The organism is Acinetobacter sp. YH12140 (assembly GCF_013418475.1).
In the GTDB taxonomy this organism is placed as follows: domain Bacteria; phylum Pseudomonadota; class Gammaproteobacteria; order Pseudomonadales; family Moraxellaceae; genus Acinetobacter; species Acinetobacter amyesii.
Genome location: NZ_VPBZ01000012.1, coordinates 1 through 20671 on the forward strand (window position 1 = coordinate 1; position 20671 = coordinate 20671).

The 20671-nt window shown below is 43.7% G+C and carries 23 protein-coding genes and 1 tRNA gene; all 24 read left to right on the plus strand.

Features of this window, described 5'->3' with window-relative positions:
• Positions 1-166: 166 nt before the first annotated feature.
• The 24 genes from FTU75_RS16155 (at position 167) to FTU75_RS16270 (ending at position 20652) form a co-directional block, all read left to right on the plus strand.
• The gene (locus FTU75_RS16155; protein WP_180116437.1) at positions 167-457 is read left to right on the plus strand and encodes a hypothetical protein; all 291 of its coding nucleotides are present in this window, start codon (positions 167-169) and stop codon (positions 455-457) included.
• 25 nt (positions 458-482) lie between these two features.
• A complete protein-coding gene (locus FTU75_RS16160) occupies positions 483-887 on the plus strand; it encodes a DUF1064 domain-containing protein (RefSeq protein ID WP_180116438.1) in 405 nt (134 codons plus the stop codon).
• A gap of 9 nt (positions 888-896) precedes the next feature.
• On the plus strand, positions 897-1139 hold the full coding sequence (locus FTU75_RS16165) for a hypothetical protein (RefSeq protein WP_180116439.1): 243 nt from the start codon (positions 897-899) through the stop codon (positions 1137-1139).
• Positions 1140-1151: 12 nt separating this feature from the next.
• Positions 1152-1703 carry a hypothetical protein gene (locus FTU75_RS16170; protein ID WP_180116440.1) on the plus strand — a complete coding sequence of 184 codons (552 nt, stop codon included), beginning with the start codon at positions 1152-1154 and terminating at the stop codon, positions 1701-1703.
• 203 nt (positions 1704-1906) lie between these two features.
• Positions 1907-1982, plus strand: a tRNA-Arg gene (locus FTU75_RS16175).
• A gap of 621 nt (positions 1983-2603) precedes the next feature.
• Complete coding sequence (locus tag FTU75_RS16180; protein ID WP_180116441.1) at positions 2604-2879, plus strand: DUF968 domain-containing protein; 276 nt, start codon at positions 2604-2606, stop codon at positions 2877-2879.
• Entirely contained in the window at positions 2863-3375 is a 513-nt protein-coding gene (locus FTU75_RS16185) for a hypothetical protein (protein WP_180116442.1), read from the plus strand. Before FTU75_RS16180 ends, FTU75_RS16185 begins: the two co-directional genes overlap by 17 nt.
• Positions 3376-3385: 10 nt before the next feature.
• Positions 3386-3868: a terminase small subunit gene (locus FTU75_RS16190; protein WP_180116443.1), complete on the plus strand. Its 483-nt coding sequence runs from the start codon at positions 3386-3388 to the stop codon at positions 3866-3868.
• On the plus strand, positions 3843-5126 hold the full coding sequence (locus tag FTU75_RS16195) for a PBSX family phage terminase large subunit (RefSeq protein WP_180116444.1): 1284 nt from the start codon (positions 3843-3845) through the stop codon (positions 5124-5126). The genes FTU75_RS16190 and FTU75_RS16195 overlap by 26 nt, the downstream gene beginning before the upstream one ends.
• A gap of 17 nt (positions 5127-5143) precedes the next feature.
• Positions 5144-7219, plus strand: coding sequence for a portal protein (locus FTU75_RS16200; protein WP_180116445.1), 2076 nt, complete (start codon positions 5144-5146; stop codon positions 7217-7219).
• Positions 7209-8099: a hypothetical protein gene (locus tag FTU75_RS16205; protein WP_180116446.1), complete on the plus strand. Its 891-nt coding sequence runs from the start codon at positions 7209-7211 to the stop codon at positions 8097-8099. The genes FTU75_RS16200 and FTU75_RS16205 overlap by 11 nt, the downstream gene beginning before the upstream one ends.
• An 11-nt stretch (positions 8100-8110) precedes the next feature.
• Complete coding sequence (locus FTU75_RS16210; protein ID WP_180116447.1) at positions 8111-9373, plus strand: P22 phage major capsid protein family protein; 1263 nt, start codon at positions 8111-8113, stop codon at positions 9371-9373.
• A gap of 60 nt (positions 9374-9433) precedes the next feature.
• On the plus strand, positions 9434-9856 hold the full coding sequence (locus tag FTU75_RS16215) for a hypothetical protein (RefSeq protein WP_180116448.1): 423 nt from the start codon (positions 9434-9436) through the stop codon (positions 9854-9856).
• Between the two features lie 13 nt (positions 9857-9869).
• Entirely contained in the window at positions 9870-10352 is a 483-nt protein-coding gene (locus FTU75_RS16220) for a packaged DNA stabilization gp4 family protein (RefSeq protein WP_180116449.1), read from the plus strand.
• Positions 10345-10797: a hypothetical protein gene (locus FTU75_RS16225; protein ID WP_180116450.1), complete on the plus strand. Its 453-nt coding sequence runs from the start codon at positions 10345-10347 to the stop codon at positions 10795-10797. Before FTU75_RS16220 ends, FTU75_RS16225 begins: the two co-directional genes overlap by 8 nt.
• Positions 10798-10799: 2 nt before the next feature.
• The gene (locus FTU75_RS16230) at positions 10800-12185 is read left to right on the plus strand and encodes a packaged DNA stabilization protein (protein ID WP_180116451.1); all 1386 of its coding nucleotides are present in this window, start codon (positions 10800-10802) and stop codon (positions 12183-12185) included.
• Positions 12186-12542: a hypothetical protein gene (locus tag FTU75_RS16235; RefSeq protein WP_180116452.1), complete on the plus strand. Its 357-nt coding sequence runs from the start codon at positions 12186-12188 to the stop codon at positions 12540-12542.
• A complete protein-coding gene (locus tag FTU75_RS16240) occupies positions 12542-12877 on the plus strand; it encodes a hypothetical protein (RefSeq protein ID WP_180116453.1) in 336 nt (111 codons plus the stop codon). The genes FTU75_RS16235 and FTU75_RS16240 overlap by 1 nt, the downstream gene beginning before the upstream one ends.
• Complete coding sequence (locus FTU75_RS16245) at positions 12874-13341, plus strand: GNAT family N-acetyltransferase (RefSeq protein ID WP_218948381.1); 468 nt, start codon at positions 12874-12876, stop codon at positions 13339-13341. Before FTU75_RS16240 ends, FTU75_RS16245 begins: the two co-directional genes overlap by 4 nt.
• Entirely contained in the window at positions 13320-13961 is a 642-nt protein-coding gene (locus FTU75_RS16250; protein WP_180116454.1) for a hypothetical protein, read from the plus strand. Before FTU75_RS16245 ends, FTU75_RS16250 begins: the two co-directional genes overlap by 22 nt.
• 2 nt (positions 13962-13963) lie before the next feature.
• On the plus strand, positions 13964-15385 hold the full coding sequence (locus FTU75_RS16255) for a hypothetical protein (protein WP_180116455.1): 1422 nt from the start codon (positions 13964-13966) through the stop codon (positions 15383-15385).
• A 41-nt stretch (positions 15386-15426) separates the two neighbouring features.
• The gene (locus tag FTU75_RS16260; RefSeq protein WP_180116456.1) at positions 15427-15678 is read left to right on the plus strand and encodes a hypothetical protein; all 252 of its coding nucleotides are present in this window, start codon (positions 15427-15429) and stop codon (positions 15676-15678) included.
• Positions 15679-15738: 60 nt separating this feature from the next.
• Positions 15739-18372 carry a glycoside hydrolase family 104 protein gene (locus tag FTU75_RS16265; RefSeq protein ID WP_180116457.1) on the plus strand — a complete coding sequence of 878 codons (2634 nt, stop codon included), beginning with the start codon at positions 15739-15741 and terminating at the stop codon, positions 18370-18372.
• 6 nt (positions 18373-18378) lie between these two features.
• Positions 18379-20652 (plus strand): hypothetical protein, encoded by a 2274-nt coding sequence (locus tag FTU75_RS16270; protein ID WP_180116458.1) that lies wholly within the window; start codon positions 18379-18381, stop codon positions 20650-20652.
• The last annotated feature ends 19 nt before the right edge of the window (positions 20653-20671 follow it).

Here is a 20671-nt window from a genome sequence, read left to right on the forward strand (position 1 = left end):
GCTGTCCTGATGATATGAAGTTCACAGTCATAAATGGGATGTGGCACAGATCAAGTGAGGGGTTTACGTACGATGATCTTAGTGCTGCCATCGCTGACTACGACAGAACCGACCATGTATCAGACATCCGCAATCATATAGCGCCGACGACAAGGGTGATTGAGGGATGAGTATAAATTATCTAAAAAATAAAAAGATTATGGATCTTAAAGCAACAATCCCAAATCAGATTGTGAATGCACTTGAGGAGGCATATCAAGCAGGGCAGTCAGAAGACGTACAAGAACTCAAATTTATAAATGAGGAAGCGTTAAAGCATGCTCAAGAGGCTTATGAGTTTTTCAAAGTTGTAATGAATAGATTTTGTATTACTGAAAACCATCTTGAATCTACCACCAAGGCTTATTTGCTTGAAATTGGTAATCAGCTTGAGCAAATCAAAGGAATCAAGAAATGAATGACCAAATAAAAAAGGGGTGCCAGTGACCAGCATCTCACTCGCTGAATATCACGCTCAATACGCGCCTAAGACTAAACCCAAGTCAGGGCGCAGCAAATACAACGCACAGCGCATTGAAAAGGATGGAATGAAGTTCGATAGCGTCAAAGAGTACAAGCGCTATATCGAGCTTACAGCGTTAATGCAGCGAGGTGAGATTTCAGAGCTTAAGTGTCAGGTCAAATTTGTACTGGCACCTAAGGTGAAGCTGGAAGGTGAGAAAAGGGCAAAACCTGAATTGAGGTATTACGCAGATTTCACATACATCGAAAACGAGAAATTCATTGTTGAGGATGTGAAGTCGGCAGTAACACGGAAATTACAAAGCTATCGCAACAAGAAACACTTTATGAAAACAGTACACGATATCGATATTAAAGAAGTTTGAGGGATTGGGATGAATGCTAATAATTTTGATTGGGCACTTTATTCAAATGGTAAGTATTGGCTTTATGAGCACTGGAATGAGACCAATACAAATATCTATGGAAAAGCCAAATTTGATTCCAAGGAAGACTTCCTAAAACACGCAGGCAAACACTTAACAATAGAACAGATTGAAACTTTAGAACAGGGTCAAAGCATATTAATCCCACAGCAAGACGGGACCACCTTGTTTTTTAAATACGTGAATTTGTAAGAGGGAATAGGGATGAATGCAGTAGCAGAGAAATTTGAGCCGTTTGAGTGGTTGACCAAAGGTATTACAGCGAAGTCACCAAACTTTGAGCCACAGGCACATGGCACTGGGGAGAAGCCTTTGAATTATGAAGATCGTTTGGGTGCGATTGCGAGTATGGAGACGCAATTAGAAAAATCCGTAACGTCAATAATTATCTTTGGAATAAAGTCAGAAATTGATTATCGGTGTGTTCAATCCCATCTTGCTGCAATTATGCAAAGCAATGCGCTTACTGATGGGCGTAGAGAACCAGAGAAAATCAAAATTTCCGAATTGGCGGATTTGATGGCGCGTATGGTAATTGATTTTTCATTAAACCCAGAATTGGAAGCGAATTTCACAAAGCAAGGTCGATTGTATTATGCGGGTATACGCTCATGGCAGATGACATTGAAAGCGTATGATTGCACTTGGAAGCAATACGAAAACTTGATGGTAATAGCGCTTGAGTCAGCTATTGATAGTGCTGCAAAAACAATCGAAGCATATCGTAAAAAAACTTACAAAGAGTCGAAAAATTAATGCTAGGAAAATTTTACTGACTAAGGTATAGTTTTACTATACTGGTCGTATTACGCAGTTTCTGACCATGACTAAATTAAGCTCACCAAACGGTGGGCTTTTTTAATGCCCTGAGAAATGTTTTTTGTGTAAGCAATATCAGGGCACCTATGGCGGTTCCTATTAATTTCTAGTGGTTTTTAAATTGATTACCGCCACCCAATGCGCCTATGGCAGAAAGGATTGTGCATCGGACTTCTATTCCGACTTATGTGGGTTCGAATCCTACTGGGCGCGCCAAATTCTAATTAGGTCGAATTCGCCATAATTAAAACCTTTCGAATTCGAAACCTTTAAAAAGACATTTACCCTGCCACCCTCACAAGTGAAGGTACCATCTCGTTGAGATCAACAATATGCTCCAATTTTTAAAATGCTTATTCGGCTTCCATGGTGCGGTTGAAATTGACCACACGATTGATGGTGATGAGATAAAAGTTTGTCGTAGTTGTTTGAAAGAAGTTAAATAATTTGCCGAACGTATTAATTAAGGCACACAAAAGCCCCTCGCATTCTAGATGTTGAGGGGTTTTTCTTTTCTTATTGGTGGTAGGTATGCCATTTGATGCTCAATACAAATACTTTGATCTTTATTACAAGGTTGTGAATGGGATCGTTTATACATGGGTTCAAAACCATTGGTATAAAACTTGCCTTAACTCAAATTGGTTTGTGGAATACTTTTTGGTGACTCTATGACAGACAAAGTACAGGCGAAACAAGACTTAGAATTTTGCAGTGCTGAGCTGTCTAAGTATCAGAATCTCAGTAGATCGTGATTGACGCGGGCAGAGATGCTAACCATAGACGGCATCATGATTAAGTTGAAAGAGCGGATTAAGAATTTACGTGAAGCACTGTATGCGTGATTCAAAGCGATTGGCTGAGATTCGTAAGCTTCCGTGTGTGCGTTGTGGTAATCCAGATAGCCAAGCCGCTCACTCCAATTCAGCAAAGCATGGTAAGGGTAGAGGGATTAAAGCATCCGACCAGTTCGCCATTCCCTTGTGCCACTCATGCCATAGTCAATTTGATCAGTTCAAGTTGGGCAATCGTGAAGAAAGTGAAAAGCTGTTTGAGCAATGGCTGGTTAAGACTGAGTTGATGATGGGTAAAAGGGATGAAGAATACTTTTAAACTCGAACCCGCCACATTCGTTATTAAGTCATTTGAAGAGGTGGGCAAGGCTATTGCATACATGCATAGACATCATGCGAATGCATTAAGTGATGGCAAGCCTTTAGTTGTTCGGATCAATCAAAAAGAAGATGACCGGAGTAAGGCGCAGAATCGCTTGTATTGGATGTGGATGAATCAATGGTCTAAACACCAAGGCACAGATAAAGATTCAGAGCATTTGTATTTTAAGAAGTATTTCTTATCTCGGATCTATGATCGCGATGATGTGGGCCAGTATCGAAAAACGTTTGAAGCAGTCAAAGTTTTAAAAGAGCAAAGTCATCCGATGTATCAGCAGGTGGCGGATGGGTTGAATGAATTAATTAGTACAACGGATGCAACGGTGGATCAGTTCACTGAGTACCTAAACGACATTCATGCATTCTGCAATAAGCATGGGTGCTATCTGCATACGCCTGAAGATCTGATGTATGCGTGGGAAATGAAGCAATAGGAGTAAAGATATGGCGAACCTAACGCCTAAACAGCAAAGGTTTGTTGAGGAATATCTGATAGACCTTAATGCTACGCAAGCCGCCATTCGTGCAGGTTATAGCGAAAAGACAGCAAAAGTAATTGCAGCTCAAAACTTATCTAAACTTAACATTCAAGAAGCCATCCAAGAAGCTCAAAACAAATTGTCTGAGCGCACAGGAATCACACAAGAATACGTTCTAAGCAACATTCAGAAAGTGGTTGAGCGATGCATGCAGCAAGAAGCTGTAAGAGCCAGAGATGGTTCACCGCTTTTAGTTGAAGGCCCTGAAGGTGACTTGACTTGTTTATTTGAGTTTAAGGAAACAGGTGCACTAAAAGGTCTTGAGTTGCTTGGTAAACACTTGGGTTTATTTAAAGACAAAATTGAGCACACCGGCAAAGATGGCGGCCCTATTGATTTAAGTTTAAAGGTGGTATTCGAAAATGATGGAGAAGCGAGTACCGATTAAGTTTAAGCCACTCTATACGCATCTAAAAAACAACAAACTGTTTTACGTTTATCACGGTGGCCGTGGCGGTGGTAAGTCTTGGGAGATTGCAGACTTTTTGCTGATCGAGGGTGCAAAACAAAAGCACCGCATTTTATGTTGTCGTGAGATTCAAAAATCAATCAAGCAATCTGTACACAAGCTCTTGTCAGATCGTATTGAAACTTTAGGTCTAGGGCCTTTCTATCAAATTCTTGATACAGAGATTCGCGGCATTAATGGCACTGAGTTCTCATTTTCTGGCCTACAAAGCCACACGGTTGATTCGGTCAAATCGTTTGAAGGTGCAACAATCACCTGGATTGAAGAGGCGCAGACAGTAAGTGCCTATTCATTGAAGATTCTAATTCCTACCGTCGTCCGTACACCAAACTGCATGATTATTATGTCCATGAACCCCAAGTTACCAAGCGATGCGGTTTATGCTGATTATGTTGTGCCTGATCGTGCAGACACGATAGCAATCCAGATCAACTATAACGAGAACAAGCATTGCCCACCTGATCTGATCACACTGGCCGAGCAAATGCGTGATACCGATTACGATGAATATGAGCATATCTATTTGGGCAGACCAAAAGAAATTGCAGACGGTGCTATCTACAAGGCTGAATTTGAGTTAATCAAGCGTGAAAACCGTATCTGTAAGGTGCCACATGATCCGAATCTACCTGTTTACACTGGATGGGACTTAGGGATTCTTGACTCTACTGCTATCTGGTTTTGTCAGATTTACGGCAAAGAGAAACGGATCATTGATTATCACGAAGCATCAGATGAGCCACTGGCTTATTACGCTCGAATCCTTGATGAGAAGAAGCAGAAATATGGCTATAACTACGATAAAAACTTCGCGCCACATGATATTGCGGCGCGCGACTTATCCAGTGGCGTGAGTCGTGAGCAGACCATGGCTAATCTAGGTTATCGAATGACAAAAGGTGCTCGATTGGGCCCTGAAGATCGCATTGAAGCATCGCGGCAATTCCTGAAAGATTGCTGGTTTGATGCAGAAAAGTGCTCACACGGTATTCGTGCATTACAAAACTATCGTCGTGAATTTAACGACAAATTAGATCAGTTTAAGGCAACGCCAGTACATGATTGGGCCTCACATGGCTCAGATGCTTTTGGTGAGTTAGCACTTAACGTTAATAAAATGTGCGCTCCAAGAGATCAACCAATAATCAATCCAATCCCAACCATCAATCGTTGGTAATCAAATGGAGTCAAGTTGTGACTGATAAAGACAATCAGCTTGCCCACATCCATTCACTCGCAAAGCAACAATTCGACAAGGCCCAAAGCGCTGTAGCCAATGAGCGTAAACAGTGCTTAGAAGACCGTCGTTTTTATTCTATTGCGGGTGCACAGTGGGAGGGCAAGCTCGGCGAGCAGTTTGAAAATAAGCCTAAATTTGAAGTCAACAAGATTCACTTGGCTGTTATTCGCATTATCAATGAATACCGAAACAATCGTATTGGTGTGAACTTCATTAGCAAAGACGGTTCAGCAAGCGATGATCTGGCTGATACCTGTGCAAAGCTTTACCGGGCAGATGAGCAGGATTCGTCAGCAGAAGAAGCGTATGACAATGCGTTTGAGGAAGCGGTCGGCGGTGGCTTTGGGGCTTGGCGTCTTCGTGCAACTTATGAAGATGAGGATGATGAAGAAAACGAGCAGCAGCGAATTAGGATTGAGCCAATCTTTGATGCCGACTCATGTGTGTTCTTTGATCCAGATTCGAAGCGCCAAGATAAAGCTGATGCACGTTATTGCTTTGTTTTAACTGCAATGACCTGTGATGCTTATCAAGAAGAATACGGTGAGCATCCGGCATCCTGGAATAAAGACATCACGACCAGTCAGTTTGATTGGTCCACAACCGACTCGGTTTATGTTGCTGAGTATTACCGGGTCGAAAAAGTCAAAGAGAAGGTTATTACATACCGACTTATTGACGGATCCGAAGAGCGCTACAGCAAAGAAAAACTTGATAGCGATCCAAGTATTCTCGAGGAGTTGCAGGCAACAGGCGCTCAAGAGGTTCGATCTCGCACCATTGAACGCAAACGCATTCGCAAAATTTTAATGTCTGGTGGTCGTGTTCTTGAAGATTATGGCTTTATTGCTGGTCGACATATTCCGATTGTGCCTGTTTATGGTAAGCGTTGGTATATCGACAACATGGAGCGCTGCATGGGCCATGTCCGGCTCTGCAAAGATGCTCAGCGACTCAAGAACATGCAGTTGTCCAAGATGGGTGAACTTAGCGCCATGTCTAGTGTTGAGAAGCCAGTTCTTGCACCGGAGCAGGTTGCTGGTGTTCAGCATATGTGGGCACAAGACAACATTGAGAACTTCCCGTATTTGCTTGCGCATCCGCTTAAAGATGAAATGGGTAATGTGGTAGCACAAGGGCCGGTTGCATACACTAAGCCGCCAAGCATCCCACCTGCAATGGGTGCTTTGCTGCAGGTCGCTGAGCAGGACTTATCAGATATTCTGGGTAATCAGGATTCTGGTGATGAGATGCAATCTAATATAAGCGGCGTTGCGGTCGAGCTGATTCAAAACCGCTTGGATATGCAGTCTTTCATCTACATTTCAAACTTCGCTAAAGGCGTGCGTCGCTCTGGTGAAATCTGGTTGTCTATGGCATCTGAGTTGTATGTCGAGGATGGCCGGAAGATGAAGGTAGTTGGTAACCAGGATGAGATCGACTCAATTGAGCTGTTTAAGCCAATTTACAACGAAGCATCTGGCGAGGTTGAGCGTGCAAACGATTTAACCAAAGCCAAGTTTGATGTTGCAATTGATATCGGCCCAACATCATCAAGCAAGCGATCTGCCACTGTGCGCTCACTGACAAACATGCTGCCACTCATGGTTGATCCAATGGACCAGCAAGTGCTGGGCTCTATGATCATGATGAACATGGAAGGCGAGGGTGTTAATGAGGTCCGTGAGTATTACCGCAAGAAACTGTTGCGATTGGGTGTTGCAGAGCCAACCAAAGAGGAAGCTCAGCAATTGGCACAAGAAGCCCAGAATCAACAGCCTGATGCAAATACACTGTATCTGCAATCTGAAGCTGAAAAGAATAAATCACTCGCAATTAAAGCACAGGCAGACACTGAACTTGCGATAGCAAGAGCAGAAGAAACCAAAGCCAAAGCAATAGATTTAATGACACGCCTAGATATGGACGAGCGACAAGCAGTGCTTGAAGCAATCGGCCAGCTAGGTATGCAACCACCACAGGCAACCGTTCAGCCTACACAGAACGAGGAAGTGCAATATGTCAATTGAAGACCTGCGTACAGAACTGGATGAAGAAGACAACATTGACCCGATTGAAGACCATCAGGAAGATGAAAGTCAGGAAAATTCAAAAGAAACCCAAGATGAAGCAAACCAGTCTGATGATGAGACATCTGAAGACGAAGAGTTTGTTATTACGGTAGGTGATGAAGAGCCAGAGCTATCCGATGAGGATGACTTTAGCGGAAAACCAGCGCCAGCATGGGTAAAAGATCTTCGCAAAAAAGAGCGGGAAGCACGAAAACGCATCAAGGAGCTAGAGGCTCAGGTGCAACAGGCTAAACCTGCTGAGAAGCCGATTGAAGTTGGGGCCAAGCCAAAGCTTTCCGACTTTGATTATGACGAAGATCAATTTGAAAGCGCAGTTGAACAATGGCATGAACGTAAACGCCAAGTTGAACAGCAACAGGCAGCAAAGCGTGCTGAAGAAGAGCAGGCACAACAAGCTTGGCAAAGCAAAATGCAAAGCTATGAAGAGCGTCGTCAAACTGTGGCAGCCAAAGTCCGTGACTTTGAGGAAGTGGAAGAGGCCGCAAAAGACAAGCTCACCCCGACACAGCAGGGCATTTTAATTCATGCAGCGGAAAACCCCGAGTTGATCATGTATCACCTGGGCAAACATCCAAATAAAGCGAAAGAACTGGCTGAGATTACAGATCCAATTCAATTTGCTTTTGCTGCTGCCAAACTGGATTCTCAAATGAAAATTCAAACACGTAAGCCATCAACTCAACCAGAGCGCAAACCTAGTGGCTCGGCTGGATTGGCTGGCGCGGTAGATCAAAAGTTAGCGCAACTCGAAGCGAAAGCAGCGAAAACTGGTGATCGTACCGAGCTGATTAAATACAAAAAATCTTTACAGAAATAAGGTGAATACTTATGGCTACAAGCTTTACTAAACAAGAACAGGTCATGTTTGATGATGTGATCGAAGGTTTTGAAGACCTGCTTGTTATTGCAAAAGGGGCTCAACTTTACGACCCAATGACTGCTCAAGAAGCGGTGAATGCGCGTGATAAGTTTTGGATCCCCGCACCAATGATCGGTGCGTCTTACGATGGTTTCGACCAGACTGCCAATTTTGATGGCTTGACTCAGTTAAATGTTCCAGCATCAATCGGCTATCACAAATCAGTACCTAAAACTCTTTCCTCTAAAAACTTGCGCAATGCGTATGCAATGGATCAATTTGGTAAAGCAGCAAAACAAAAGCTTGCCTCTGATGTGAATACCGCATTGTTCCGTACAGCAGCATTGTTTGGCTCTATCGTGTCAAAGCGAACAGGCGCAGCAACTGGTTATGATGATGTTGCTGACATTGATACTCGTATGACGCGTATTGGTGTTCCTGCTGATGGTCGTATGGCGTTCTATTCGCCTTCTGCCATGAATGCAATGGCGGGTAATTTAGCGAGTCGTTCTGAAGATACTGCTCGTTCTAAAAATGCTTATGAAAAAGCCATGATTCGTCATGATGTGGCTGGCTTTGAAGTGTTTAAAAACGATCAGGAAGTTCGTTTAACTGCGGCAGCTGGTGGTGCTACAACTGTGAATGGTGCAAACCAACGTACTATTCCAGCTGCAACCACCACTTCAGCGGGTCTTGAAGAAAACAAAGACAATCGCTACACAGATTTAGTGGTGACTTCGGCGGGCTATGCCGACATTCAAGTCGGTGATGCCTTCACTATTGCGGGTGTGAATGAAGTTCATTTGATCACCAAGCAAGACACTGGATCGCTTAAAACTTTCCGTGTAGTGGATAAGCCAGCAGCAAACACACTTCGTATTTACCCTGCGATTATCGACCCAACTGAGGGTTCTATCGCTTCAAAAGAATATGCGAACGTGACCAAAGCTCCAGAAGCTGGTGCGGTATTAACTTGGCTGAATACGGCTGCTGCACCGCTTAACCCGTTCTTCCGTAAAGAAAGCCTAATTTTGATTCCAGGCACTTTTGCAGTTGATGCTGATGATGGTTGGCAAGTGATGCGTGCGACTACCGATTTAGGTATTGGTATTACATACACGCGCCAAGGCAACATCAACGACCTTTCATGTAAAGCGCGTTGGGATATTGACTTCGGCACTGCGCTGCTTAACCCAGAAATGGCTGGCGTTCAGTTGTTCAATCAAACCTAATAAAAACATGACGACAAATGCCCGCTATATGCGGGCGTCGTCATTTTTGGAGTAGTGAAAATGTCCGATTATCCAAAAATGCTCTACAAGGGCGACCAGAAAAACTTTGAAAACTCTACCGCTCACGACGATATTGAAGAACAGGTATTGCGTGATAACGGGTGGGTTGATTACATCGACTTGCCTGAACGTGAACCAGTTACTGGTGGCTCAGTTTCTGGAATTGATTCATCTGCATTCGTATCGGTAGAGCAGTTTGATGCGCTAACTGAAGAAAACACCAAGCTCAAAGAAGAACTGGTTGAAGCATTAAAAGAAAACCAAGAGCTTCGCAAACAGATCCGCTTTAAGGAGTTGGAAGACAAGCCAGCGGATGAGCTTAAAGCCATTCTTGATGGTGCTGAAATCAAATACAAAGCCAATGCCGGAAAGCCTGAATTAGCGCAGTTGGTGCTAGATCATGAGTCTAAAGGCTCTGAATAATTAAGGGGTGCTTATGTCCTGGACTAAAAGACAAATTGTTGAGCAGGCACTTGAGGAACTGGGACTTGCATCTTATGTGTTTGATATGCAGCCAGAGCAGGTTGAAAGCGCTAAACGCAAGCTCGATTTAATGATGGCCTTATGGGATAGCAAAGACATTCGTTTTGGCTATCCATTGTCGGGTGATGCCAATAGCGGTGACTTAGATCAAGAAACCTTCATTCCAGATTATGCGGTTGAGGCGGTGGTTTTAAATCTATCGATTCGACTGGCTAGCGCATTTGGGAAGATGGTCTCGGTTGAAACCAAGGCTATGGCCAAAGACGCTTTTGAAACCATTCAATTAGCAATGCTGAGCAATCCGCCACGTGTACAGCTTGACCCATCATTACCGCGTGGTGCTGGGCATAAATCAACATGTTACCCATTTATCGAGAAGACATGCACCAAAACCGTTTTTGCACCAGATACATCAGTGAGTTTTTCCAATGAATAAACGATTAAATATTACGGATCGTATTGGTCCAAGTGATTCAGTTGTGATCTGGAGTGCAAACAATCAGGATTATCGTGGTGTGCCAATTGATCTCCTGATTGAAAAAATTCAGGAAAGTATCAAGAAGGCTGATTATCCACCGATTCACATCCAGCACTTCAATCCAAATGCAAACTTCACACTCAATATCGAGAATCACGAAGTCGGCACGTACTTGATTCTCAATCCATCTGTAAGCATTACGACCGGATCAATCAAGATGCCTGAGCGTTACGATGTTGCAGATGGGCAGGTCTTACTGGTTGCTTGTGCTCAGCAAGTGGATAACTTCTCTGTCGATGGAAACAATGCACTTGTCATTGGTGCACCAAACGCCTTAGCAGCAAATGGTTTCTTTAAGTTGAAGTACGACAAGCTTTCAAATACCTGGTATCGAGTGGGGTAATTATGCAAATCCCTATTTTGGATGGAATCTACACTGACAATAACTCTGACTTTCGCACAGCCTATCCGGTGAATCTGATTCCAGTTCCAAAAGGACAGGGGATTTCGGCTGGATACTTACGGCCGGCCGAAGGCATTAACCACGCTGCTGATCTACCAGGTGTGGATCGCGGTGGTATTGTTTGGCGTGGTGAGCATTACCGGGTGTGCGGAACCAAGTTTGTAAAAATCTCAGCATCCGGGCAGGTTATCGAGCTGGGTGATGTGCAATCCGGTGGCCCGTGTTCATTTGACTACTCATTTGATTATCTAGCTATTAACGCAGGAGTTGTCTTGTACTTATACAACGGCACACTCAAGCAAGTTACTGATTCCAATCTGGGTGCTGTGCATGATGTGATTTGGGTGGATGGTTATTTCATGACAAGTGATAGCAACAACATTGTTGTCACTGAGTTAAATAATCCTTTTGAAGTGAATCCGCTTAAATACGGCTCATCAGAAGTAGACCCCGATCCTATTGTTGGCTTAATCAAACTCAGAAATGAGGTGTATGTTTTAAACCGACACACGATTGAGGTGTTTGATAACGTCGGCGGTGAATACTTTCCATTCCAGCGTATTGATGGCGCTCAGGTTATGAAAGGCGCGATCAGCAGAAAAGCATGCTGTGTCTACATGGATGCAATTGCCATGCTGGGCGGTGGTCGAAATGAAGCAGTTAGTATTTATGTTGCCGCAGCTGGAACAGCTCAAAAGATTGCAACGCGTGAAATAGAGCAGATTCTTTCTAGTTATACAGAATCTCAGCTTGCAAATTCACAGTTAGAGTCGCGTCAGATTGAAGGTCATTCATGGCTTTATATTCATCTACCTGATCAAACACTGGTTTATGACGCGACAGCTTCACAGGCAACCGAGCAATCCACATGGTTTGTCCTGAATAGCGGTGGCGGCTATAAAGCTCGCAATATGACTTATGCACATAACCAATGGTTTGTTGGTCACACAGCAGAAGCAAAGCTTGGTGTGCTCACAGATCAGTCTGGTGAGCATTGGGGTGAGGTTGTCGAGTGGCAGTTTGGTACAGCGATTGTCTATAACGAATCAAGCGGTGCAATCTTTCATCAACTCGAATTGATTGCCTTAACTGGTCGCAATGCGTTTGGCAAAGAATCCCGAATTTATACGCAATACTCGGTTGATGGCGTCGAATGGTCCATGCCTAAGTTTATCAGTGTTGGTAAGCGTGGAGAGCGTACAAAGCGCCTTGTGTGGTTCCAGCAAGGATACATGCAAAACTGGCGCATACAGCGATTTACAGGCACATCAGCAGCACGATTATCAGTTGCGCGATTAGAGGCAAAAGTAGAGCCATTGGGGGTTTAAATGTTAGTCAGACCCAAGAAACCAAGCCGCGAAGAGCTTGCCAAGATTTTTAAAGACCCTAGAACACTCAAAGCCTTTGAGCAGGTTTTTGAAATATTACCTGGTGAAATAAATCGACAAGATGCAAGCCTAGATGAAATTCAATTTCAGGTCGAGAGCGCAGCGGCTCAAGGTGTGTTAGCAATCGCTTTGATTCAGGCGGTTGAAGCTTTAGCAGAAGTTAAGGCAATGGAGCCAGTGCATCAGTGTAACTGCCAGCATGACGATCTAACACCACGTTATGAGCATGTTGCACATGACCATATCGAACCTACCCACATTCACCACCATGAAATCTCAACATTGGAGATAGTCTAATGGCTGTCAAAGTCACATGTATTATCCCTTCTAAGCAGTTAGAAGATGCTCAAACAAACCAATATATTGCCACCAACTCTAAAACCATGATTGATAAGGTGACTGTCACCAACACCACGGCGGCAGCGGTGACATTTAGCTGCAACCTGGTTCCTGAAGGTGGATCGGTAGCAGATGCCAATGCAGTCATTAAAACCAAATCAGTAGCAGCTGGTGAAACTTATGTTTGCCCTGAATTGGTTGGCCATGTGTTAGAACCGGGCGATGCGATTAGTATGATTGCCAGTGCTGCTACATCATTAACCATTCGAGCATCAGGTCGAGAGGTCACATGATTACATTGCAGCCTTTGAATGATCTCGACCTAATAAACCGTGTGATTTTAGATGCTGCAGTTAATGATGATATTTCTGACGATGCATCTAAAAATCATGAAATTCAGCAACTACCACACTCCTTTGAATGTCTTGGTATCTACCAGAATGAAGAAATCAAAGGCTTGTTTATGCTTGTTCCACAAAATGCAGTAACCGCAGAAATTCACACCTGTTTATTACTACACGGCAAAGAAGCATTTCAGGCGGGGCGGTTGCTGCTTGATTACCTATTCAACAATTATCAAAAAGCAATTTCCTATACACCTTCGACCAATAAAAAAGCCCTGTTTTATGCGCTTCAACTTGGATTTAAAAAAGAAGGTGTTTTAACTCAATCATTCTTGAAAAACGGTGAATTGCTTGACCAGACATTGGTGGGCTTAACTAAAGGAGAATACTTATGCCAGTTGCAGCAGCGGTAGTTGGTAGTGCGGTTGTCGGTGGTGTAATGTCCAGCCGCGCACAAAAAAAGGCAGCAAACTCAGCAGCCAACGCCCAGATCCAATCATCTGAAATGGGCGTTGAAGAACAGCGTCGACAGTTTGACGCAGTTCAAAAACTCTTAAAACCTTATGCTGATGCCGGACTAGGTGGCTTAGCAGGTCAACAAGATCTACTTGGAATCAATGGGGCGGAAAAGCAACAAGCCGCTATTGATGGCATCAATAATAGCGCTGAAATGCAGACCTATTTGCAACAAGGTGAAAATGCCATTTTGCAAAATGCATCGGCTACTGGCGGCCTACGTGGTGGCAATACTCAAGCGGCATTAGCGCAATTCAGACCACAGTTGCTCAATCAATTGATTAACCAGCGCTATCAAAATCTAGCAGGCATGACCTCACTCGGTCAGAACGCGGCAGCCGGAACCGGTAACGCAGGCATGCAGGCTGCAAGCAATATTTCAAACCTTTATCAGCAGTCTGGTGCAGCTCAGGCGGGTGCAGCTTTAGCAAAAGGTCAAGCTAATGCAAATATGTGGAATGGCTTAACTGGTGCTATTGGCCAGATCGGCGGTATGAATATGATGGGGATGTTTTAATTATGGTGCAGCCAATTAACTATATGCTTGATGTGCAAAACCCTATTCAGACTGCCATGACTGGCCTTACTCAAGGCATGCAAATTGGACAGTTCATGCAAGCTAAAGAACAAGCTGAACGTGAAGCTATTCAAAAGCAACAGATGCAACAGGAGTTATCAGCCTTTGCATCCAAGCCAAACAAAACCCATGATGATTACGCCAATATTATGGCGAAGTATCCAGCTTTAGCAGAAGATTTTAAACGATCTTATGATGTTCTAGATTCAGGTAAACAACAGGCCACCTTTAAAACAGCGTCACGTATTTATGCTGCTACGGCAAGCAAGCGTTTTGACCTGGCTAAGTCTATTCTTGAAACTGAAGCTGTTGGCTATGAGAATTCGGGCGATAAAGAAACAGCTGGTTATTTGCGTCAGATGGCAACTATGGCTGAAACAAATCCTGAGGGACTTCAAACATTAACCGGCCTTACCCTTGCCTCAACCAATCCAAGCCAGTTTAAAGATGTATTAGGTGCATTGAATCAAAACGATTTAACACCGTTTGAGATCGAAAACAAACAGGCTCAAACAGGTAAGGTTAAAGCCGAGACTGAAAAAACCGAAACCGAAACCAAGTGGCTTGGGCCAAAAGCCGAAGCTGAAATTGGAAAAATTGAAGCTGAAACCGAACAGACCAAGATTGAGAATGAATGGCTGCCTGATGAAAAAAAATGGAATATCGCGAACGTTCAATCACAAATTGAGTATCGTGCAGGACAGCTAGGGTTGGAGCGTGACAAGTTGGAGACCAACACTCAATTAAAGCTTGAGGAGTTAGGTCAAAGCCAAGCCAAGTTAAGCCCAGGGGCGGAAAAACTTGTAAATGAGCTTGTCACAGACTCGGCAGCCGCTCAGACACAATCCCAAAAACTCAACAGTCTTGCAGATCGATATGCCAAAGAGTCTCAGGCTGGTGGCTGGTTTACATCTGGATGGGCGGGATTTAAACGTGCAACTGGTTTCTCAAATGATGAGCAAAACGCTATGATGAGGGAATATGACCGCCTGATTAACAGTGAGGTACTTAAGGCTTTACCACCCGGCCCAGCAACAGATAAGGATATTGAGATGGCGCGCAAAGGATTTCCACCATCAAATGCTGATTCGACTACCATTACAACGTTCTTGCGCGGTGTGGCTAAAATGAGTGAGGTTGATGCAGCCCACAAGCAGATGAAGGCTGAGTGGGTTAATCAGAATGGGCAGCTTGGCTCAAGTAAGCGCGACATTGAGGTGCTGGGTGTTCGAGTTCCGAAAGGCACTCCATTTTCTGAGTTTTACCAAAAGAATTTAGGGGGAGCACTCAAGAATCAAGATAAACAAAGTCGTAGTCAGCAGGCAACCACTGGTCAGGCGATCTATTTTAATATTTCGCCTTAAAGTTGTGATAACCTTTCTTTAACAATAAAGGGGGTTATCTCATGTCGATATTGGCGTGGATTATTATTGGGGTTTGGTTATTTTATCTAGCCAATCGTCATGACAAAAGGATGAATGAAAACTTCATGAGCATGGGAACAAAAATTCATGCTCTTGAGGAAAGAATCTATTCTCTTGAGTGTGAAAACGAAGATAAGGATAAAACTATCAAGTTTCTTCAGGGGCAAATTAGCGATCTTGAGGACAGAGCATCCTTTCTTGAAAAGCCGTATGAGAGAGATATTTTTGATTGAGCTGAAATTAAAACATGCCGCCATTGGGGCGGTTTTTTATTGCCTGTAGGATTTGCAAAGATGGTGACAAGACAAGAAATTGAACAATACCTGAAAAATCCAAATGTTCGAAAAATGCTAGGGGTGATTGCTTCAGCTGAGGGCGTGAAGCATGGTTACCACACAATGTTTGGTAACGAGCGTTTAAGTGATTTAAGTAAACATCCTGGTATCTTGAAAGAGTTCACCCAGACCGATGGCAAAAAAAACAAAACCAGTGCTGCGGGTCGCTATCAATTCTTGGGACCAACTTGGAACAGCCTCGCAAAACAACTCGGATTGAAGGACTTTTCACCTAAAAGCCAAGATATTGCCGCTGTCGCACTATTAGCTCAAAACGGTGCGCTACCGCATGTCTTAAAAGGAGATATTCCCACAGCAGTCAAGAAATCAGGTGGAACTTGGGCTTCCCTTCCTTCTGCGCCAGATAGTTACAAACAACCTAAAAAAACATGGAGCGATATTGGAATGAGTGGCAGCACATTTGATCGCGTTAAGAGTAAACGAGATGCTCAGAAACAACCAACCATTGCTGATGTCTACAAAGCATACCGTGGCGGAAAGCTCACAACTGAGCAAAAGAATGCTTTTGAGTCAGACGTAAAGGCTGGCAAGGTGATGCTACCAAGTGGCGCTAAATTAATGGGGCAGAAAAAAGCAGTAGAGCCAGTCATGCTACCTCAAAATGTATCTGATGCTTATTACTCCGGAAGGCTCAGCAATCAACAACGAGAAGCTCTGGAGAGAGACCTAAAAGATAATATCGTCAAACTACCGATGCCAACAAGTCACCAAAGCTCCGTCCCTGATTTTGATGCAAACGGCAATATTATTGAACCACAAATGCCAAAAGCTCCACCACAACAAGCACCATTAAGCACAATGGATAAAATCATTGGTGGAGCAGAGGCAGGTTTAACACTTGCAACTGGTGCGGTTGGTGGTGCTATTGGTCAGGCTGCAGGCGGTTTGCATGGTATTGCTGAATCTGTCATTGATGGCACATTTGGTACTCAGCAAGGTGCACAAAATGCCGTAAATCGAGCTACACAGCTCTCTAATGCTTTGACTTATGAGCCAAGAACGGCAGGCGGTCGACGTGCTGTAGGTGCAGTTGGTGAGTTTATCGAAGACAGTGGTCTTGACACATTGCCGCCTGTATTGGGTGGTGGTGTTGGCACAACTACTGCAACTTTAGGTCGTGCATCTGTACCAGTAGCGACCACAGCTGCAAGGGAAGTCACTCAGGCTGCAAAACCTGTTGTCGCTCAGGCGGTTGAACAGGCGAAACGGCCAGTCACAGCGGTTACGGAAGCGGCTAAAAATGCCTTTAATCGTGAGAGCTCAAGCACTGGTCCAGCACCAGCAAACATTGGTGCAGCACAAGTAGATCCGGCTACAGTGCGTCAAGCTCTGGCCGCAGATCTGCCGATAACCCCTGAACTCACTAAAGGTCAGATCAGCCGCGACCCTGCACAGCTTAAGTTTGAAGTTGAGACCGCAAAAGATGGCGAAATGGGTGCTCCACTTCGCCAGCGTTATGAACAGCAGCATCAGGCAATTCAGCAAAACTTTGATGCATTCATTGATCAAACAGGCAGCCAGACAGGTGGTAATGCTCGCGATGTTGGCTTAATGGTTGATGGTGCATTGCAGAAGCAAATGCAGAACGATAAAAATCGTGTCCGCGTCGCTTATAACAAAGCTGATAAGTCTGAAGAAGCCAGCACACCGGTTGATGTAACTCGACCAGTGAGCGTTCTTGAGGATGGTGAAATCTCAGTAATTGATTATCTGAACTCACAGCCTGAATTGCCAACCACACCAATCATTACGGCGGCTAAACGTACAGCGGTATCACTTGGCATTGCGCAAAAGGCTGATGATGGCAGTTTGGTGCCTGGTAATCCCACTATTAAACAGCTTGAAAAATGGCGTTCCGAGATTAACGGTAACGTGAATCAAGAAGCACCAAACATTCGACAGGCGACCATTCTTAAAGGCTTTATTGATGCTCATGTCGATCCGTATGCTGGAACACTGTATAAGGCTGCCCGGGCAGAGCGTAAGCGATTTGGCGATAAGTGGGAAAAGCACACCATCATCAAGGACCTGACCAGCAATAAAAAGGGAACTGATGATCGAAAGGTTGCTTATGAAAAAGTAGTTGATCGTGTGATTTATAGCGGATCTCTGGATGACTTGCGACAAGCCAAGCGCACCATCATGACAGCTGGACCAGAAGGCAAACAATCTTGGAGTGAAATTCAAGCCGCTGTACTTCAAAGCATCAAGGATGAGGCAACCAAGGGCGTAGCACCAGACGGTCAAGGTAATCAAATGATTAGCCCGGCTGCGCTCAATGCTCAGATTCGAAAACTTGACGATAAGCTTGATTTCATTTTTGGCAAGCAAGGTGCAGATAAGTTGCGAGCCCTGAATGAAGTCTCCAAGACAATCTTCACCGTCCCAACTTCTGCGGCAATCAACCACAGCAATACAGCAGCAACACTATCAGCAGCAATGGATTTGGTTTTGTCTGGCATGTCAGGCTTTCCTGCACCAGTCGCAAGTGCACTACGAATCTCAACCAAACACATCAAAGACAGAAAAGTTCGCAAGCGTGTAGAAGACGCTTTAAACCCACGGAGTTAATTTGCTATGACCATGTTTTTAGCACCATACACAGCTATTGCTGATATTGATGGAAGCCCGCTTGATGCGGGTTTCTTGTTTTTTGGGGAATATGGAAAAGATCCAGAGCTTTTCCCTGTAGAGGTTTTTTGGGATTCTGATTTCACAGTTCCAGCTGCACAGCCAATTCGTACCAGAAACGGCTACCCTGTGCGCAATGGTAGTCCAACTAAGGTTTATCTCAAAACAGCACAACATTCTATTGTGATCAAAAATAGAAATAGTGCTTTTATTCTTGTAGATTTTAAAAATAAAGGCTGGGATGCTTCATTTGTTACTTATAATGGACAGTCTCAAGAAAAAATTAATGATGGATTAGCTTCAATATATGAAATGATAGGAATACCAAACCCTAAAAATGGAATGCGTGTCTTTGTTAAAGGGTTGCAGGGTGGTTGGTTTGAATACAACTCATCAAAAGCATCTGTTAATGATGGCATCATGGTGTTTAATGGGTGGGTACGCATTACACTTGAAACTGTTATTTATCCTGAATGGGCGGGCGCAATTGGCGATGAAGTTGCAGACGACACTGTAGCTTTTAAAGTTGCGCTGAATTTCATTAGCTCTACAGTATGGGACACATCCATTGCTGTAATGAATCAGAGGGGTGGCGGTGGTGTTTTACGCCTTAATCCAAAAAAATACCGAATAACAGATACTTTATGGATTGGCGCTTACACTCAAATAGTTGGGTCAACAGAACTCGGATTTAATTCAAATAACATTGATTTAGCATCCTGTATTGTTGCTGATTTTGATGACCCACTAAAACCTGCTATTAGTTCAAGCAACTTCAAAGCGGGTGGTGTTAGAACCGCATTTAATGAGATGACAAACGGGGCAATGTATGACAATGGAAACATTAGCGGCACACATGGCATCGGCTTATTAGACTTCTCTGTAATCACTGCGAGTGGAAAGCGCGGTTTTATGGGAGTTCGCCTTCAAAACTCACCGCAATCAAAGGTTCGACTATATACAAAAGGTTTTGATTACGGAATTATGGCTAACGCTTGTTGGCAGTCCAAGTTTGATTGTCGAAGCCTAAGCTACAAGTGTGGCTTATATTTGCGTTCAGATAACAATGCTTGTATTGTTGACGGTTATTGGAATTCGCTTTCAGATAATACACCGCTGAACACGACGAATTTAATTACATTTTTCGATGCGGGGACCGATACAGACACAACACTTAATGAGCTAAACAAACAGTTCGGCTTCGTGTCTTTTGGATCATTCGGCTTAACTGGCACCGCAATCGTCACAGAGCTGAACGATGTTGGCACAGTTGTCTGCATGGGTTTAGCTAATATTCAAACGCTTTATACTGAGAAGAATAGAGTAACTGGTTATTGCGCTTATACAAATTACTCTCCCGTAATTATCGGAAACTTTGTTGGCGCTGCTGATCAAACTTGTATGCTGTTGGGTGCCAATAGTAAGACTCGAATACTTGCTAGTCGAAAAACAAGTACTGTTGGTGATTACTTTAGCAAACTAAGCCGATACAACACTGAGCTATATGTTCCTCAGTCGTTTGACGGTACATATATTCGAGGCATTCAGTATGATAATGACCAACGGATACTGTATGTAAACGCATCAACGGGGAGCAATAAGAATACTGGGTTGTTGTCAAATCTTCCGCTATTAACTCTTGACGAGGCTTTAGCTAGAATTATCACATACTCAGTGGCTGACAAGAATGTAACTCAACCACAGAAAATGCCATATACGATCATATTGGCAGCAGGTAGTTATAGCGTATCGGCAATTAAGAACTTGTATTGTGATGTGCATATAACAACTACTGAAACAACTAACTTCCCTACATTGACGTTTACAAGTCACATTAATTTAAATGAATCATCCAATCTCACATTGAGTAACATTAATGTGATTAAGCCTGATGTAACGGGGCTAAATGAAAATGCATGCGTATGGTCTGTTACAGGTAAAAATAGTTTTACTATTAACGGTGGTGCTACTCAGATTCTCAAAGGCGGTCTTGTTTATCCTGATTATAATGGCTGCTCAGAGGTATCCCTGATACTAAACAAGGCAACAGTGACAGGAACCGCAGATAGTCAACTTGTGCAGACCAACTACACAAACTTTGCTCCGCACATTGTTAATGTTGTTCGCGCAGGTGGATCTATTGATGCAGCAATAAGTGGAAGGTCAGATAAAGGCGTATCTGTCCCTACAGCGTGGCAAGGAAAGATTTTAGGCCTGTAATTAAAAAACCATGAATCAC